The organism is Priestia sp. HNGD-A6 (genome assembly GCF_045784335.1).
GTDB lineage: Bacteria > Bacillota > Bacilli > Bacillales > Bacillaceae_H > Priestia > Priestia zanthoxyli.
The window spans coordinates 4,120,478-4,137,644 of record NZ_CP138621.1; the positions used below are offsets into that span (position 1 = coordinate 4,120,478).

At 38.9% G+C, this 17,167-nt stretch carries 16 protein-coding genes, 1 pseudogene and 1 riboswitch; of the genes and pseudogenes, 12 read left to right on the forward strand and 5 right to left on the reverse strand.

The features are described from left to right. Positions 1–276 precede the first annotated feature (276 nt). The gene (locus SCI76_RS21025; RefSeq protein WP_028415016.1) at positions 277–732 is read right to left on the reverse strand and encodes an Lrp/AsnC family transcriptional regulator; all 456 of its coding nucleotides are present in this window, start codon (positions 730–732) and stop codon (positions 277–279) included. A gap of 120 nt (positions 733–852) precedes the next feature. Here SCI76_RS21025 and SCI76_RS21030 point away from each other — a divergent pair, with 120 nt between their 5' ends. From SCI76_RS21030 to SCI76_RS21045, 4 genes are all read left to right on the forward strand, one after another. Continuing rightward, the gene (locus SCI76_RS21030; protein ID WP_028415015.1) at positions 853–1,311 is read left to right on the forward strand and encodes a carboxymuconolactone decarboxylase family protein; all 459 of its coding nucleotides are present in this window, start codon (positions 853–855) and stop codon (positions 1,309–1,311) included. 115 nt (positions 1,312–1,426) lie between these two features. Then, positions 1,427–1,571, forward strand: a riboswitch (cyclic di-AMP (ydaO/yuaA leader). A gap of 124 nt (positions 1,572–1,695) precedes the next feature. After that, positions 1,696–2,355 carry a TrkA family potassium uptake protein gene (locus SCI76_RS21035; protein WP_028415014.1) on the forward strand — a complete coding sequence of 220 codons (660 nt, stop codon included), beginning with the start codon at positions 1,696–1,698 and terminating at the stop codon, positions 2,353–2,355. A 3-nt stretch (positions 2,356–2,358) separates the two neighbouring features. Further along, complete coding sequence (locus SCI76_RS21040) at positions 2,359–3,678, forward strand: TrkH family potassium uptake protein (protein WP_048019953.1); 1,320 nt, start codon at positions 2,359–2,361, stop codon at positions 3,676–3,678. A gap of 327 nt (positions 3,679–4,005) precedes the next feature. After that, entirely contained in the window at positions 4,006–4,086 is an 81-nt protein-coding gene (locus SCI76_RS21045) for a YjcZ family sporulation protein (protein ID WP_016765202.1), read from the forward strand. 189 nt (positions 4,087–4,275) lie between these two features. On the opposite strand, the gene SCI76_RS21050 is transcribed toward SCI76_RS21045, so the two are convergent. Next, a complete protein-coding gene (locus SCI76_RS21050; RefSeq protein ID WP_016765201.1) occupies positions 4,276–4,362 on the reverse strand; it encodes a YjcZ family sporulation protein in 87 nt (28 codons plus the stop codon). A 173-nt stretch (positions 4,363–4,535) separates the two neighbouring features. Here SCI76_RS21050 and SCI76_RS21055 point away from each other — a divergent pair, with 173 nt between their 5' ends. The 4 genes from SCI76_RS21055 (at position 4,536) to SCI76_RS21070 (ending at position 10,476) form a co-directional block, all read left to right on the forward strand. Beyond that, positions 4,536–5,033 (forward strand): M48 family metallopeptidase, encoded by a 498-nt coding sequence (locus SCI76_RS21055; protein WP_028415012.1) that lies wholly within the window; start codon positions 4,536–4,538, stop codon positions 5,031–5,033. A gap of 409 nt (positions 5,034–5,442) precedes the next feature. Continuing rightward, positions 5,443–7,521: a gamma-glutamyltransferase gene (gene ggt / locus SCI76_RS21060; protein ID WP_048019954.1), complete on the forward strand. Its 2,079-nt coding sequence runs from the start codon at positions 5,443–5,445 to the stop codon at positions 7,519–7,521. A gap of 391 nt (positions 7,522–7,912) precedes the next feature. After that, on the forward strand, positions 7,913–8,812 hold the full coding sequence (gene rocF / locus SCI76_RS21065; protein ID WP_328179566.1) for an arginase: 900 nt from the start codon (positions 7,913–7,915) through the stop codon (positions 8,810–8,812). Between the two features lie 230 nt (positions 8,813–9,042). After that, positions 9,043–10,476, forward strand: a complete 1,434-nt coding sequence (locus tag SCI76_RS21070; protein WP_028415010.1) for an amino acid permease — start codon at positions 9,043–9,045, stop codon at positions 10,474–10,476. A 50-nt stretch (positions 10,477–10,526) separates the two neighbouring features. Here the strand turns inward: SCI76_RS21070 and SCI76_RS21075 are convergent, their stop codons facing one another. Together SCI76_RS21075 and SCI76_RS21080 are read right to left on the reverse strand one after the other, a co-directional pair. After that, positions 10,527–11,699 (reverse strand): hypothetical protein, encoded by a 1,173-nt coding sequence (locus tag SCI76_RS21075; RefSeq protein ID WP_328179568.1) that lies wholly within the window; start codon positions 11,697–11,699, stop codon positions 10,527–10,529. Between the two features lie 167 nt (positions 11,700–11,866). Next, positions 11,867–12,100, reverse strand: coding sequence for a hypothetical protein (locus SCI76_RS21080; RefSeq protein ID WP_182029200.1), 234 nt, complete (start codon positions 12,098–12,100; stop codon positions 11,867–11,869). Between the two features lie 157 nt (positions 12,101–12,257). On the opposite strand from SCI76_RS21080, the pseudogene SCI76_RS21085 reads away from it, so the two are divergent. Next, positions 12,258–13,205 (forward strand): annotated as a pseudogene (locus SCI76_RS21085) (spore germination protein); the annotation flags it as partial. A gap of 278 nt (positions 13,206–13,483) precedes the next feature. Here SCI76_RS21085 and SCI76_RS21090 read toward each other — a convergent pair. Further along, the gene (locus SCI76_RS21090; protein WP_063248314.1) at positions 13,484–14,893 is read right to left on the reverse strand and encodes a polysaccharide deacetylase family protein; all 1,410 of its coding nucleotides are present in this window, start codon (positions 14,891–14,893) and stop codon (positions 13,484–13,486) included. Between the two features lie 159 nt (positions 14,894–15,052). Between SCI76_RS21090 and SCI76_RS21095 the strand changes: the two genes are divergently transcribed. The 3 genes from SCI76_RS21095 (at position 15,053) to SCI76_RS21105 (ending at position 17,140) form a co-directional block, all read left to right on the forward strand. Further along, positions 15,053–15,553 (forward strand): RNA polymerase sigma factor, encoded by a 501-nt coding sequence (locus SCI76_RS21095; RefSeq protein WP_047749995.1) that lies wholly within the window; start codon positions 15,053–15,055, stop codon positions 15,551–15,553. Then, positions 15,550–16,413: an RsiV family protein gene (locus tag SCI76_RS21100; RefSeq protein WP_028415002.1), complete on the forward strand. Its 864-nt coding sequence runs from the start codon at positions 15,550–15,552 to the stop codon at positions 16,411–16,413. Before SCI76_RS21095 ends, SCI76_RS21100 begins: the two co-directional genes overlap by 4 nt. 196 nt (positions 16,414–16,609) lie before the next feature. Then, positions 16,610–17,140, forward strand: a complete 531-nt coding sequence (locus SCI76_RS21105; protein ID WP_028415001.1) for an HTH-type transcriptional regulator Hpr — start codon at positions 16,610–16,612, stop codon at positions 17,138–17,140. Positions 17,141–17,167 lie beyond the last annotated feature (27 nt).

A 17,167-nucleotide genomic window follows, 5' to 3' on the forward strand; every position in this document is an offset into this window, starting at 1 on the left:
TAGATTGATTGTTTTCAAAAAACAAGCAGGTAAAAGAGCTTTCTATTAATAGAGAGCTCTTTTACATTTTTAAGTAGACAGAAATGTCGGTACCTGATAGAATGAAGTTGTAAAACTTTCATTATTCGGAAAATTTATACCCTCCAGCTTTGGAGGGTTATTTTTTATGCTTTTGGACGAATAAAAGAGGCTAGGACAGAAGTAGTTTAGTGGAAAGAAGATCCGAACGATGAATCGTTCGGATCTTTTCGTTAGTACGGTGAACGTATGTTTCAATCACTTTTCATCTTTTAAATGACTCAATAATGCAGAAGACATCTCCACGTGAGAAAGGGCGATGTGTGAAATCGTTTTGGCATAAGGTGTAATTTCGTTAATAAATTGCTCGAGTACGTGCAGGTGAGGAAGCTGAAGCTTTGTAATGAAGCAAGCCTGTCCGGCGATGCGTTCACAGAATAAAGCATAGGGATACTGAGAAATAAATCGTTTAAAACGCTCGTGCTCTCCGTTTTTCATGGTTACTTCAATAAAACACGAGACGGGCAACTGCAGCTTTTCATAATCAATATCGATTGTATATCCTTTTATAATACCAAAGCTCTCTAGCTGTCTTACTCGCTCTGCCACTGAAGGAGGAGACAGGTTAATTTGTTTTCCTAGCTCTCTTAAGGAAAGACGGCTGTTTTGCTGCAGTGCCTGCAAAATCGATAAATCAATTTCATCAATTTTCAATTGAAAACCTTCTTTCATATTAATGTTTCATTTGATTAGTAATAGCAGATAATATGTTTTATTTGTTATCTGAAATCTCCATTTTTCTTACTATAATAATTAAAAAGGAGTGAGTAAAAAATGGCAAGAGTTTTGTTAACAAACGAAGAGGGAACAAATTTTGAAAAAGCACTGAACTTAATTCCAGATGTAAAAAGGTTGTATGATGAGCTATACGACAAGCTTTGGAACAGTGATATAGTAAAAAGAGAGACTAAGGAAAAAATCAGGCTTTATCTAGCAGGTGTTAACGGCTGTGAGACGTGTATGAGCATGTCATATGTAGGCGATAAGACGCTTAATCAAAAAGTGTTAAGAGAAAAAGAGCTGGAAGAAAAAGATCGACTGCTGTTTCGATTTATAGATGTATACCGAGTGCGTCCAAGGGATTTGACGGATGCTGATATGGATCAATTAAAGAAATTTTACAGTGATACGCAGCTATTAGAGCTTTTGGCTGTTATTAATTTGTTTGATCAATTTCACAAACTGATTGTCAGTTTAGATTTATATGATTTTTGCAGTTTGCAGCGCAAGTGATGTCTTCCCTAAAAATATCTTGACAGACAAAATCCACAGGAGTAAGATAGCTTTCGTGAAGTGAAACGTATCATGAATCGAATCGATTATTCTAAAAAATAGATCATAGACATTTGAATAAAAATCGCTTAATCCATTACGGAGCGGAGGACCCATTATTTACGCACATATTGTGCTCCGGGGTGAATCCTTAAAAAGGTAGGGTTACTCTTAAAACCCGAACCCGACAGCTAACTTCGCAAGCGTTTTGAGGGGGAAGAGTGTGAAAAAACACAGGAGCCTTCCTGTGTTTTTTTGCGCTTTTTTTAAGAAAAACATGTAATTTTTTAGAAAAAGTATAAGCTAAGAGAACACACAGCAGTTGAAGAAAGGAATAAATACATTATGAAAAAACAGTTTGCTGTATTGGGATTAGGTCGTTTTGGAGGCAGTTTGGTTGAAGAGTTTGCTAATTTGGATGTGGATGTGCTCGCTATCGACCGCAATCAGGAGGTAGTAAAGAAATATAGCAACTCAGCTACATATGTCGTGCAAGCGAACGCAATTGATGAAGCTAGCTTAAAAGGGCTAGGCATTCGTAACGTTGATCATGCTCTTATTTCGTTTGGAGACGATATCGAAGCAAGCGTGCTTGCAACGATGCTTTTAAAAGATATGGGCGTTAAGCAAGTATGGGTAAAAGCGGTGAATATGTATCATCAAAAAGTGCTGGAGAAAATAGGAGCGGACAAAGTCATTCACCCTGAGCGCGATATTGCGAAGCGTATTGCTCATCACGTGGTGTCAGAAAAAATCATTGATTACATTGAACTGTCAAAGGATTATAGTATTGTCGAAATTGTCGCTTCTAAAAAGCTTCATAATAAAACGCTGTTTGATTTAAATATCCGTGCCAAGTACGGCTGCAATATTATCGGCTTTCAGCGAAAAGACGGGGAAATGGTGATTTCGCCTACCGCGCATGAAATAATTGAACAAGGAGATATGCTGATTGTTATCGGACATAATCGCGATTTAAACCGTTTTGAAGAAGAAGGAGTTTAACTCATGAAAAAACAAATCATTAAACTAACTCCTCCGCAGCTTCTTGTTTCCATTTTTGGCGGAGGAATTATTATTGGTGCTCTTCTATTGATGATGCCTTTTTCTACTACTGAGCCAATCCGGTGGGTAGACGCCCTTTTTACATCTACTTCCGCTATGACAGTGACCGGCTTAGCCGTCGTAGATACAGGTACGCGTTTTACCGTCATCGGTCAAACCATTATTATGCTGTTAATTCAAATAGGCGGTCTTGGCATTATGTCATTTGCCGTGCTGATTTTTATGATGCTAGGTAAAAAAATTGGATTTAAAGAGCGTATGCTCGTTCAGCAGGCATTAAATCAGACGAGCGTCGGTGGAGTTGTGCTGCTAGTTAAAAGGTTGTTCATCTTTTCATTTTTAATTGAGTTTGTTGCACTGATCTTTTTAGCGATACGCTGGGTTCCGGAATTCGGATGGTCTAAGGGGCTGTTCTTTAGCTTGTTTCATTCGATTTCGGCTTTTAATAACGCAGGGTTCGGACTACTGTCTGATAACTTAGTTCAGTATGTAGGAGATCCTATTATTAACATCACGATTTCTTTTCTCTTTATTATTGGTGGGTTAGGGTTTACCGTCCTTGCTGATATGTGGGTGAAAAAATCGTATAAAAAACTAACGCTGCATTCAAAAATTATGATTATCAGCACGTTCGCCATTAACGTGATTGCCATGCTTTTTATTTTTTTCTTAGAGTACAGCAATTCGCATACGCTCGGAAATTTATCATTAGGAGACAAAGTATGGGCTTCTTATTTTCAAGCGGTAACAACAAGAACCGCTGGCTTTAATACAATTGATTTAGCTCATTTGCATGACGCAACGGTGTTTTTAATGGTTTTATTGATGTTCATTGGTGCAGGGAGTGCGTCAACAGGAGGGGGTATCAAACTCACGACGTTTGTGGTGATTGTCTTTTCTGTATGGGCATTTTTACGAAGCAGGGAAGATATTGTGCTGCTAAAGAGACGACTTCTTCCTCTTCATGTGTTTAAGGCACTAGCCATTACGATGATTTCAATTATGTTTGTGTTTGGGGCCATCTTCCTGTTAAATATTTCGGAAAACCTGCCGTTTGTAAAAATTATGTTTGAAGTTGTTTCTGCGTTTGGAACAGTAGGTTTATCGATGGGAGCGACTCCTGAACTTTCGTACTTTGGACGCGTGATTATTATCTTTATCATGTTTTTAGGAAAAGTGGGGCCATTAACGCTTGCGTTTTCATTATCTAAGCAAAAGCGTGAAGCCGTTCGCTATCCAAACGAAGATATAATGCTAGGATAGAAAAATCGCCTTCGATGAGGCGATTTTTTTATATTATTTATACGTTCAAGACATATAAGAGGTTACGCACAAAACAGTTGCGATGAATAAAAAGAAGGCAAAAACAAGAACAATGGGCAATTTGGAATGTCGGCGCATTAAAGCCCCTCCTTTTTTATAGTAAAAAAATCTCTTACTATATATAACGAAAGAAACAAAAATATGATTCACTTTTTTTGGCGAAATTTGAAGGTTTTTCTCATTGGAAAAATCCGCACCCCTGTCCTAAACATTTTGCCAAGCTGTTGCATACACTAAAAGCAGATAACAGGAAGTGAGGGATGGTACGTGGGAAAACAAAATTTTGCGTTAATCGTTGTGTTATTTGTTTTACTTGTTATTGTAGGTGCGTCTGGCTTTCGCTTTTAAACGTTAACTTTATTTGCGCATAGCCCCCGTCAAAAAGGGCATACTAGGCGGAAGTAAAAACCAAAAATTTCTTCAATATTGCCGAACAATGAGTTCCTCTACTCATTCATCTAATCGGTATGTAGCCATGCGAAAGCATGGTTTTTTTTGAAATAGGAGAGGATGAATGATGTTCATCCTCTCTAGAAATTAGTAGTAGCAAGAACACCCTACGATTACTAATAGGATAAATAAAACAACGATAAATGAAAAACCAAAACCGCCTTTTGCGCCCATATGTGTAACCTCCTTTAATAAAAGTCTCTATATCCTATGTACTAATTGGGTTAAGTGATTGAGAAATTTGCCTATTTTTTAATGGTAACGTTTTTTGTGAAGAATGAAGAACACTTACTTTTTTCATTTGCGCAGAAATCCTTTATGATAAAGAGGAAAAGGAGGGCAAACAGGTGGGAATACATGCACAATACGTCATGAATCAGCTAGAAGAGGGAAAGTGGAAAGAGATTAAGCGCGAAATTCAACAAGAAATGAAGAAAAAACCTCAAGCATCTGATTTGTACTGTTACTTAGCCGTTTGTTTAGCAAAGCAAATCGAAGAATCAATTATCTTTGAAAAAATGGTATTGAACTTAGAAATGGACCGGGCTCTTCATCAGGCATTAACATTAAATCCATCTTCAAGCTTGGCGCACTTCGTTCGAGGAATAAAATATCGGGAAACTCCGCTTATGTTTGGAGGGAATTACGAAAAATCGCTGTTTTATTTGCAGAAGGCGCAAGATCTTGGTTTTGAAGGGATTATGCTGCCGCTCGAACTCGCCAAAACCTATATTCAATTAAAAGAAATGGAAAAAGCGAAAGAACAAATCGCCTATGCTCGGGAAATCAATCCTACGCACGCGGACATTAAAAAAGTCGAAAACATGCTCCAAACAGGACGATGAATCTAAAGTCCTGTTTTATTTTTGATTTTCAGAAAACGTATGCTGATTTTCATAAAGGATTGCTTTTTATATAACAATAAGAATATTTATAAAAAATTTAAGAAGTGCATGTAAGTCGAACGACTTCTTAACTGCTAGATTTTCTACATTATTAGAGCGTTCAGTCTACATAGTTCCAAAAATAGTAAGAAACTATCAGCCTATGGATAAATTGTTAGAAAATATAGATAATTGTAAATGAATAGAGAGAAAAGTTAAACATGCGATTAACTAAAAAAGCAAAGGTATGATTTACTTTGCTTTTTATTTATACGCATATGTAAAAAATATCATAATAAACCAATTTATTCTTCGTGAAATCCATCGTCTCAGGCGATGTGAAATAATGCATTTGAAGGAGGAGACCCAGATGAAGGTTATGAAGATGTTGGCTATTACGTTATTTAGTTTATGTTTAGTTGTCACACCAGCTGCTGCTGAAGTTCCGGGTGTCGACCATTCAATGAAACGGGGTGCTACACAAGGAATTGTAGCGGCATCTCACCCGCTGGCTGCTGAAGCGGGGAGGAAAGTGTTAGCTGAAGGCGGAAACGCTGTAGATGCGGCAGCGGCCATTCAACTATCTCTAAACGTTGTGGAACCGATGATGTCTGGTATCGGCGGCGGCGGTTTTATGATGATTTATGAAAAAAAGAAAGATAAAATTACGATGCTAGACAGCCGTGAAATGGCACCGGCTGATGTCACGCCTAAGCTGTTTTTAGATTCAAAAGGAAAAGTCATTCCTTTCAGTAAGCGTCACATAACAGGAAAAGCAGTTGGAGTTCCGGGCACGTTAAAAGGAGTAGAAACAGCCCTTGAAGATTATGGAACAATGGACTTATCAGATGTTATTAAACCTGCTATTACTCAAGCGGAACAAGGAATTAAAGTGAATTGGTCGATGGCTCAGTATATCGATGAAAATGCGGACAAGCTTGAAAGATACCAAACGGCCGGTAATGTATTTGTACCGAATGGCAAGCCGTTAAAAGAAGGAGATAAGCTTGTTCAGCCTGATCTTGCGAAAACATTAAAGCTTATTCAAAAAGAAGGGTCAGACGCTCTTTATAAAGGAGAAATTGGAAAAGCACTTGTTAAAGAAGTTCAAAAACGCGGTGGAAGCATGACCATGGATGATTTAAAAAATTATGTTGTAAAAGAACGCGAGCCGGTCAAAACAACTTACCGAGGCTACGATGTGGTTAGTGCGGCTCCTCCTAGCTCCGGCGGATTAACCGTGCAGCAAATTTTAAAGCTAATGGAAGGTTATGATGTAGAAAAAATGGGTTCCAATACGCCACAGTATTTGCAGCATTTAACGGAAGCGATGCACTTAGCTTTTGCAGACCGCGCGGCGTATATGGCAGATGAAGACTTTTACGAAGTGCCGAAAAAAGGCCTGTTAGATGAAGATTATATTAAAGAACGTCGTAAATTAATTAATCCAAATAAAGCAACGCCTAATGTTAAAGAAGGAGACCCTTGGAAATATGAAGGAAAAGAAAATCCAAATAAAGCAACGGTAACGGAAGAAAATCCAATCGGCCAAACGACTCATTTCTCTGTTGTAGACAAATGGGGAAACATGGTTTCTTACACGACTACCATTGAACAAGTTTTTGGTTCAGGAATTATGGTTCCTGACTACGGATTTATGCTCAACAATGAAATGACGGATTTTGATGCCACTCCGGGAGGCGTGAACCAGGTTGAGCCTAAAAAACGTCCTCGAAGCAGCATGTCTCCAACGATGCTGTTAAAAGACGGAAAGCCGTTCATGGCAATTGGTTCACCGGGAGGCCCAACCATTATTGCGTCTGTAGCAGAAACGATTATGAATGTTATTGACCATAAGATGCCAATTCAAAAAGCGATTTTAACGCCTCGTATTTATTCAAGCGGCTATCCAACCGTAAGATGGGAACCTGGCTTTAGCCAAGATACACTCCTTGAAATGATGGCTAAAGGACATGCGTTTGAAGAAAAGCCAGAGCATATTGGAAATGTCCAAGCGGTTATCTATGACTATGAAACGGGGAAAATGTACGGAGGTGCTGATAATACGCGCCAAGGCACGGTATTAGGAGTAGACGCAATTAAATATGTATCCAAACAGCCAAAACCAATTAAAGAAGAGAAAAAAGGAGAGTTTACGGTCGAAGTCAACCGTGCCGTGTATCCATTTACTGATAAGCAAGTAAAACTGATTGATGGAAAGCCTTACGTTCAGTCCGACCGCTTGCTGCTAGGATTAGGCGTCATTGATTCGAGTGATTTAAAGCTGTATAAGCCAAATCACCACTCCTATTTATCGGTTATCAAAGTAGCCAAATCACTTGGCTACAAAGTGAAATGGGATGAAGAAAAGAAAGTAGTCTCATTAGAAAAAGATCCTGGTGAAAACGATACCGGCGATGATGAAGACGGAGACGTTATTACAAATTAAATGGGATAAAAGTAGCTTAGTTGAAGGAAGATCCGAACGCGTTTGATTCTTGATAGAGAATCTAAAGCGTTCGGATTTTTTATTGCGATGGTAAACGTAGGTTTCATTTATATATTGGCTCACTCCTTTTTAAGAAAGCAAATAAAATTGGCGATTTTAAACCAAACGACAAAAAAATTTGCGTAGTTTGCCAAAAAGTTGTAGAAATCGACAGTTTTTTTGGCATGTGTAAGAAAAACTGTGATAAAAAGACTGATAGAATGCTACAAACAAAGTTGGCATCATTTTTGCATAAGAAATAGATGAGGGGCTGTATCAATGAAAAAATACATAGTTAAATAAACGCCTATGTTTACTTCACACAGACTAACATGCAACGGAGGTATAGAAAATGAAAAAAGAAATTTCAATTATCGGTGTACCAATGGATTACGGGCAAACAAGAAGGGGCGTAGACATGGGGCCGAGCGCAATCCGCTATGCGGGCATGAATACACGCTTAGAAGCTCTTGGCTATACCGTACATGATGAAGGCGATATTAAAGTAGAGATTAAAGAACGGGCAGACGTGGATAAAAACGCGAATTTGAAAAACTTAGCGGCTGTAGCCAGCGGAAATGAACAGCTTGCTGCAAGAGTTGAAGAAGTGAAAGAGCAAGACCGCTTTCCGTTAATATTAGGCGGAGATCACAGTATTGCAATTGGAACGCTTGCAGGAGTGGCGAAAGGTTCAGAAAATTTAGGCGTTATTTGGTATGATGCTCATGGTGATTTAAACACCGCTGAAACATCTCCATCGGGCAACATTCACGGCATGCCGTTAGCGGTGAGCCTGGGTATAGGACATCCTGTACTTTTAAATATTGGAGGGTATACACCAAAAATTAAACCTGAAAATCTAGTTATTATCGGTGCACGCTCGTTGGATGATGGTGAAAAAGAGTTAATTAAAGAAAAAGGAATTAAAGTGTATACGATGCATGAAATTGATCGTTTAGGTATGACGCAAGTGATGAAAGAAACGATTGATTATTTAAGCGGTACAGACGGTGTGCACCTGTCGCTGGACTTAGACGGCTTAGATCCAGATGATGCACCAGGCGTAGGTACACCTGTAAAAGGCGGCATCAGCTACCGAGAAAGTCATTTAGCAATGGAAATGTTAGCGGAAGCAGACATGGTGACATCTGCTGAATTTGTAGAAGTGAACCCCATTTTAGATCAGCATAACAAAACTGCAGAAGTAGCGGTTGCGTTAATGAGTTCATTGTTTGGTGATAAGCTTTTATAAGAAAAAGCTACTTACAGGTATCGTGTGGAGAAAATCTGTTATGATCCAAGAAACGGTCATACAGGACTAAGCGGCTGCCATCCTCGCTACGGGGGTGGCGCCATTTGAAAATCATCCGGCATCAATTGACTTCAGTCAGGAAGAGCTGCGTAATAAGCGGCTATAAAAACAAAATAAACCTAAAAAAATGAAAGCGATTTCATTTTTGTGCAGCAAAGGGAGGAAATGGGATGAATATTCCACAGGGACAGCCAGGAGAATTAAAAAGAACGATGAAAACAAGGCATCTTTTTATGATATCACTAGGGGGATGTATTGGTACCGGTTTTTTCCTTGGGTCAGGTTATACCATCAATGAAGCAGGTCCGATGGGAGCAATGATTTCCTACTTAGTAGGAGGGATCATTATGTATCTAACGATGCTGTGTCTTGGAGAATTATCCGTTGCTATGCCAGTTGCAGGATCGTTTCAAACGTACTCCACTAAATTTATCGGCCCTGCAACCGGTTTTGCGATTGGATGGCTGTACTGGCTAGGATGGGCAGTAACGGTGGCACTTGAGTTTTTAGCTGCCGGACAATTAATGCAAAGATGGTTCCCTGGCTCGCCCGTTTGGTTATGGTGCGCCATTTTTGGAGCGTTAATTTTTTCACTAAATGCACTTTCAGCCAAAGCATTTGGTGAAACAGAATTTTGGTTTTCAAGCGTTAAAATTTTCGCCATCATTATGTTCATTGTGGTAGGTGGAGCGGCAATGTTTGGACTTATTGATATGAAAAGCGGACAGGAAGCACCGCTTCTATCAAACTTCTTTGCCGAAGGGCTGTTTCCAAACGGAGTAACGGCTTTGCTGATTACAATGATTACGGTGAACTTTTCGTTTCAAGGAACAGAATTGATTGGAATTGCGGCGGGAGAAAGTGAAAATCCGGAAAAAACAATTCCAAAAGCGATCAAACAAACGGTTTGGCGTACGCTTTTCTTTTTCGTCTTATCCGTGTTTGTCTTAGCAAGCATGATTCCTCGTGAAAAAGCAGGCGTTGTAGAAAGCCCGTTTGTTGTTGTGTTAGATAGTGTAGGTGTACCTTACGCGGCGGATATTATGAACTTTATCATTTTAACAGCTCTTCTTTCAGTCGCAAACTCTGGGTTTTACGCGGCTACACGTATGCTTTATTCTCTTTCAAGAGAAGGAATGGCAAGTCCTGCGCTTGGAAAAGTCAACAAAAGAGGTGTACCGTTTAATGCACTATTAATTACGCTTGTGATTTCATGTTTTTCGCTGCTTTCAAGCGTAGTGGCAGCTAAAACCGTTTTCGTATGGCTGATTTCACTCGCTGGACTTGGCGCTCAAATTGGCTGGATTGCGATTACAGCTTCACTGCTTGCGTTCCGTCGTGCTTACGTGGCTAAAGGTGGAAAAGTAGAAGATCTGAAATTTAGAACACCTCTTTATCCGGTTCTGCCTATCGTAGCGCTTATTACGAACTGTATTGTTATGATCAGTCTTGCGTTTGATCCTGAGCAGCGAATGGCGTTATACTGCGGAGGTATCTTCTTTATAGGCTGTTATGTTTATTATTATTTGAAAATTCGAAAACAAAATCAGTCAAAACAGGAGCAAGAAGTTCAGCTTGCGGAAAATAAACGAATGATTATTTAACATAAAAACCCGGAAAATCATGATTTTCCGGGTTTTTTATGTACTTGTCTTTAGCTATCTAGTGTTGTCTCTTCATTTTTACGGCGGCGAAGTCTCCATAGCGTGATAAGGGCAAGCAGTGTAAGAACGATACCGCTGCCGAGCAGGATATGACTCACTGTTTTATCCTGCTTTTTTTGGCCTTGTTCAAAATATTTCTTGTACATCGCCACCGCAGCTTTATTTTGCTTGTATTTTTTCGGAACGCTCATTTCTTTTCCTAGTTTCCAGCCGTCTTTATAAGCTTTTTGCTGTAAAGATTTCACATCTTTATTCGAATAAAAACCTGCTTTGTACCATTTTTCTAGTTGAGGCTTATCCTGAAGACTTTTAGGCGCTCTATAGGTCTGATAAGTGAAAGCTGAGTCGTATCCATCTGCTTTTACGTCTTTTTGTTTTTGTTTTTGTCCTTTTTCATATCCTTGTTCAAAGGCTGTTTGCAATTCGCCCTCTGCTTCTGCAGGTACTTCGAGTGGAAGGTCGTGATAGCCTTGTACGTAGCCTTGCTTTTCAAACTGCTTTTTTTGCTGATTCAGTACTTCGGCTTGAGCGGTTTCAAAGCCTTCTGTAAAAGCCTGACGTGTGACATCCTCATCATCATACATGCTGGGAACACTCATCGAATCATTTTCAAGACCTTGTTCATAGCCTTCTTTTTTTGCTTTAACAGATAGGTCCATTAAAGAAATAGCTTTTTTGTAGCCTTGAACATAACCTTTATTCCAGTCGGATGACTTAGAAGGGAAGGGGTCGATTTCTGATTGAATAGTAGCATGTTTGTAATCAAGGACGCCTTGCTGATAGCCTTCCTCTTCGCCGGCAGCCATTTCATTTTCTTGTTCAGTCTTGAGCTCTTCCTCTTTTTGCTGCTGTCCTTTTTTATATCCTACCGAATACCCCATCATAAACCATGTGAATTCTTCAGAAGATTTGTCCAGCCCTGTTGTTTGATCGAACTGCTCGAATTTTTTCTGTGCGTATCCATCTTCTTCTCCGAGCGAATAGCCTTCTTGATAAAGAGAGTCAAAAATAGCTTTTACATCTTCAGTTGTATCCACGTCCGTTGACTGGTCCAAAACATCGGAAGAGGAATCCGGGGAATCAGGAGTAGCATAAGAAGAGATGGGGTCACTTGCAAGAATAAGTAAGCAAGCTGTACTAATAACGGCTAATTTTTTTTTCATCATTTCTTCACCTTTTAGTTCAAAGTTAATATTTATTTTGTAGTTTAAGCGTACAGCTTTCCATGAAGAAAGGCGTGTAAAAGTTTCTCCAATTATGAAAATTATAACATTTAAATGGAAAGGAGAATAGGTGGTAAAAAGGAGAAATATGTGTTTTTTACGGAGTTTTATTTTTGCTGCTGTTTTGCTTTTTTTACTTTAAATGAGCGGTAAAATACTTCAACTACAAAACAGAACAAAAGGAAAAAAAGGACAAATAATTCAGCAAACTCCATAACACGAAACGGACTGTAGGCATTTTGCAAGGCCATGGAAAAACTAAATCCTTGCATCATATCCACGCTGATAGAAAATCCCATTAAGCATCCTAACAGTAAAGCTGATATCCAAACGATTTTCATATGTCTCACTCTCCGTTTTTATTTTTTTCTTAAAAACATTCTACTGATAGTTTTTGTTATTTTTTTGGTCTTACGCTTTGATTGCTCTATTAAAAATTGCATACAAAGCATTTATTTGGAAAAAGCTAAAAAAAAGAAAAGAAAGGTGTTTTTAATCGTGCCTTCTTTATTTAAAAATAAAAAAAGCAAAGACAATAAAAAGGAAACAGAGGGTTCGCTACCAGAGGAACAAGAACTGCTGATGCAGTCGCTTGAAGGTAATATAGCTAACATAAAAAAGCGAACGGGGAACAGCTCGGATATGGTGATCCGCTATATAAAAATTGGGGAAAGGGCAGCCATTCAAGCCGCTGTTATCTATATAGACGGAATTGTAGACAATCAGTCTATCCAAGAGCTTTTAGTAGACACCATGATGAAAGATGACGTGTTTTCCGAACCAATAACACCTCAAAACGCCTTTACGTTATTAAAAGAAGATGTAGTAGGAATTGGAGACGTTGCGATTTTACATACGTGGAGTGAAGTGTTTCCCGCCTTGATGTCAGGAGACACGCTTATCTTGATAGATGGAAACAACCATGCGATGAGTGCAGGTACGAAAGGCGGGGAGTGGCGTTCAATTCAAGAACCGACTACACAGCTTGTCGTTCGGGGTTCTAAGGAAGGGTTCACGGAATCGATTGCTAAAAACATGCCCATGGTCAGGCGAATTATCAAATCGCCTGACTTATGGGTAGAAACGATGAAGATTGGGAAAGTAACGCAGACAGACGTTTCAATGATGTACATTAATGGGATTGCCAATGACAAAATCGTAAAAGAAGTAAAGCAGCGTCTTAACCAAATTAATATCGATAGCATTTTAGAATCAGGCTATGTAGAGGAGCTTATTGAAGACCAAACGTACACTACTTTTCCTACAATGTATCACACGGAGCGTCCCGATATCGTTGCAGGAAATCTCTTAGAAGGGCGTATTGCGATTTTTGTAGACGGAACGCCATTCGTGCTGATTGCACCTGCTGTCTTCATTCAGTTTTTTCAGTCTCCTGAAGATTATTATTCGCGCTTTGATATTGCCACGTCGATTCGTTTTTTACGCGGTAATTGTGGGGCTTTCCACGCTGTTTAAGGTAAAACGACCTTCTGCGCTGACATATCCTGTTGGCACGGTGATTTTATTTTTTTCTCTGACGATTGCAAGTAATTTTCAAGAGCATTTAAAAGAAGGCTTAACGATTATGCCGGTGCTACTTTTTATCCCTTTTCACGTAGTGATTCCGCTTACGCTGCTCTGTATAGCCTTTATTAAACATCGCATAAAAAAAACAAAAGCGCTACAGCCATCCTAATGGCTGCAGCGCATTCGTCTGCGATCCTCTACTGCAAGTGCAGCTGTTCCCGCTCTTTTTTTACTTGTTCTAGCTGTGAAATCGTAACAAGCTGATATCCTTGTGCGTGAAGCTGCTTCATAATTTCAACTGCTGCTTCGGCACTTGTTTGGTAAATATCATGCATTAAAATAACTTTTCCGTCTCCGACTTGGCTCATAACTGCTTGAACGGAGTGAGGAACGTTTCGATATTTCCAGTCTTCAGGATCGATATCCCATAGAGTCACGCCAACATTTCCGACATAACGTCTTACATTTGCGTTCACAGCTCCATAAGGAGGACGTACATGCATTGGTTCATAGCCGCTCACTTGTTTAATAAGCGCTTGGGTATCGCCTATTTGGTGTTTGACCTGCGCTTCATTTAAACGTGTGAGCTGAGGGTGGTCCCAAGAGTGATTTCCGACTTCGTTGCCTTCCTTCACCATACGTTCGATTGCTTCAGGATAATATTGAACGCGGCTTCCTAACACAAAAAAGGTAGCGTGTCCGTTCACTTCTTTTAATCCATCTAAAATCACATTGGTAGATGCAGGGTTAGGTCCATCATCAAAGGTCATCGCAACGACTTTTTTAGTTGGATCAATAGGCGCTCCTTGCTGCGGTATTTCGTTAACGATATGTTTTGGAGGCGTTTCTTTGACTTTATTTTTATTTGCTGCTTCGTCTTTGTAAGCATCACTCAGCATGTCTTTAAATAAATCTTTTTGGATAGCGATTGTTTTGGTTTTCGTTTGTTCAGCACCTAGCTGATAAGGCTTAAAGTAGATCACAATACTGTTTTCAAGCAGCGCAAACTGACTGAAATTTTGATTGGCTGCCTGAGTTCCTTTTTGAAGGCCCGGGTCAAAATCAGCTTTTTTCATTTGTTTTTTTAATTCAGCATATGAAATAGCCGAAAGGCGATCTAAATAGTTTGCATTCTCGTTAAATAAATCTTTTAACGTCATTTGTTTTTGAGCAGGCAGGTCAAATGTAAAGGTTTTGAGAGAAGACGTTCCTTTCTCTCCATTTATAGATTCATATTCATCAAAGACAATGCTTAGCGTTTGCTTGCTGTAATGGACGATTTTATATGTAATCGTTAATTCAGATTTTTTCTTTTTTGACTGCTTCTTCAGCTTTTTTTCATAGTGTGCCACTTGATCTGTTACGTAAGCTTGAATGGATTGATCAATTTCTTTTTTACCAAAGGAAGGGTAGCTAATGGCATAGCCTCCGTCGGTAAGGTCCTTAACTAGCGTTTGAATTTCAACGTCTGGATAGGTTTGATCTGTTTGAATACTTGCCGTTTTTTTCTCTGTACTGTTTGCTTTGACGATATACCCTGCTGTACCAAGAAACAAAATACAGCATCCAAGCAGTGTCAAAATACGTTTGTAGCCCATGGTTTTCATGTAGTAATATTCCCCTTTTTGTATATATCTACCTAATAGACGCATGAGACCATCATTTAGTTTTACTTTTTTTTAAAAAAACCAAACTATTTTTCTACTCATTCCGTCTACCTTATAGATGTACTTCAGCAAGAGAAAATAGAAGGGGTATGAAAGACAATGAAAAAACACGATGCACATCAGATGCTCGTAGCATGCATAACCGAGCATAAAGCAGATTTTTACCGGCTTGCTTTTAGCTATGTAAAAAATCAAGAAGATGCGCTTGATATTGTGCAAGAATCGATTAAAAAAGCACTCATTTCAATAGACAGTATCAAAGATATTCAATCGATTAAAAGCTGGCTTTATAAAATTGTTGTACGAACGGCAATCGATTTCCTGCGTAAGCATAAACGTTTAACGCTTATGGGCGATGAAGAGCTTGAGTATCTGAGCAGCGGACGTGAAGATCAGTATGAAGATATTGATTTAAAGCAAGCAATGGATCAGCTGCCGGTTAAATATAAGACGATTATTATTCTGCGGTTTTTCGAAGATTTAAAAATGGACGAAATTGCGGAAATCATTGAGGAAAATGTAAATACGGTCAAGACAAGGCTATACAGAGCGTTGAACCTGTTGCGGATTACGATGACGGAGGAGGACTTAGAACAATGAATGAAAAAATAGAAAAGTTAAAGAAGCAGTATCATGACATTCCTATTCCAGACGAATTAGATGGTGTTGTTGCACAGGCACTTTCTTCACACCCTCGTAAAAAGAAATTCTATATTTGGCCGAGCTCGATTGCGGCAGCAGCGATGATTTTTATCACAACGGTGAATGTAAGTCCAGATGCGGCAAATGCAATGGCAAAAATTCCTGTACTGGGAAAAGTAGTAGAAGTAATTACATTTGAGGAACTAAAACAAGAAGAAAAGCATTCTCGTATTGACGTGAAAACACCATCGATTTCAGGCTTGGAAAACAAAGGTCTTCAAACAAACTTAAATGAAAAGTATATAAAAGAAAATGAACAGCTGTATGAACAGTTTAAAAAAGAGATGAAAACATTACGAAAAGAAGAGAAAGGAAACGTGGCTGTCAGTAGCGGCTATGATATTATGACAGATACCGATGATTTGCTTGTGGTTCATCGATATGTGGAAGAATCGAGAGCTTCAACGTCGAGCGTTAATCAGTACGACACGATTGATAAAAAACACGAAGTGCTCGTTACGCTTCCAAGTTTGTTCAAAGATAAAAGCTATATAAAGGTCATTAGTGAAAATATTAAACAGCAAATGAAAGATCAAATGAAGCATGAAGAAGGCAAAATCTATTGGCTGACTGAAGAAGATATGGATCCTTTTAAAGAGATTGCTGAAAATCAAAGCTTCTACATTACAAAAGATCACAAGCTTAGAATTGTATTCGATAAATACAAAGTCGCTCCAGGATATATGGGAAACATTGAGTTTGAAATTCCAACGGACGTTATTTCAAACCTTCTAGTTGGTAAACGGTATATTCATTAAAAACCAGGCGTGAACACTGAACGTTCACGCTTGGTTTTTTACATAAAGAAACGTTTAAATTTATTTTTATGCAAAATAAGTTGAAATATATAAGCAATCATGTATAATATTCTGTATATATTTTCATTCTTTTTATTTATAAAGTCTTAGGGACAAATGATGTGAACGGTTGCATTTCTAGAGAGGAAGTGAAGAGGTGAAACGCACGTTAAATCAAGATACGATTAAAGATGCCATGCTGTTTAATCAGCTTGTGATGCAAGTAAGCAAAGCTCTTTGGAAGTCTACTGAAAAGGATTGGGAACAGTGGGTTAAGCCGTACGATCTGAGCATTAATGAGCATCACATTTTAGGGATTGCTTATCAGCTGGAAATTGCGTCGATGACCGACATTTCAAAGCTAGGCGTCATGCATTTATCCACAGCTTTTAACTTTGCAAAAAAATTGCACCTGCGGGGCTATCTTACCCTTTCTAAAAATGAGAAAGATAAGCGGAATACATACGTGCAGCTCACAGAAGAAGGAAAAAAGATGTTTTTAAAAACGATCGAGGATTATAACCCTCTTGAAAATCCTTTGTTTCAAGGAGCGATGCCGCTGCGAGATGTTTACGGAGAGCTGCCTGACTTTGTTGAGCTGACGGCTCTGATTCGAAGCATATACGGAGATGATTTTGTCCAGTTCATCGAACGTTCTTCTCAAGAGCCCGCTAGCTTGAAAAAATAAAAAAGCCTTCTTGTGCAAGCTGAGAAG

Bases quoted from the DNA above. Each gene is read 5' to 3' on its own strand.
- SCI76_RS21030 (WP_028415015.1), top strand. From the start codon at position 853: ATGGCAAGAGTTTTGTTAACAAACGAAGAGGGAACAAATTTTGAAAAA.
- SCI76_RS21035 (WP_028415014.1), top strand. From the start codon at position 1,696: ATGAAAAAACAGTTTGCTGTATTGGGATTAGGTCGTTTTGGAGGCAGT.
- SCI76_RS21040 (WP_048019953.1), top strand. From the start codon at position 2,359: ATGAAAAAACAAATCATTAAACTAACTCCTCCGCAGCTTCTTGTTTCC.
- SCI76_RS21050 (WP_016765201.1), bottom strand. From the start codon at position 4,362: ATGGGCGCAAAAGGCGGTTTTGGTTTTTCATTTATCGTTGTTTTATTT.
- ggt (WP_048019954.1), top strand. From the start codon at position 5,443: ATGAAGGTTATGAAGATGTTGGCTATTACGTTATTTAGTTTATGTTTA.
- rocF (WP_328179566.1), top strand. From the start codon at position 7,913: ATGAAAAAAGAAATTTCAATTATCGGTGTACCAATGGATTACGGGCAA.
- SCI76_RS21070 (WP_028415010.1), top strand. From the start codon at position 9,043: ATGAATATTCCACAGGGACAGCCAGGAGAATTAAAAAGAACGATGAAA.
- SCI76_RS21075 (WP_328179568.1), bottom strand. From the start codon at position 11,699: ATGAAAAAAAAATTAGCCGTTATTAGTACAGCTTGCTTACTTATTCTT.
- SCI76_RS21080 (WP_182029200.1), bottom strand. From the start codon at position 12,100: ATGAAAATCGTTTGGATATCAGCTTTACTGTTAGGATGCTTAATGGGA.
- SCI76_RS21090 (WP_063248314.1), bottom strand. From the start codon at position 14,893: ATGAAAACCATGGGCTACAAACGTATTTTGACACTGCTTGGATGCTGT.
- SCI76_RS21095 (WP_047749995.1), top strand. From the start codon at position 15,053: ATGAAAAAACACGATGCACATCAGATGCTCGTAGCATGCATAACCGAG.
- SCI76_RS21100 (WP_028415002.1), top strand. From the start codon at position 15,550: ATGAATGAAAAAATAGAAAAGTTAAAGAAGCAGTATCATGACATTCCT.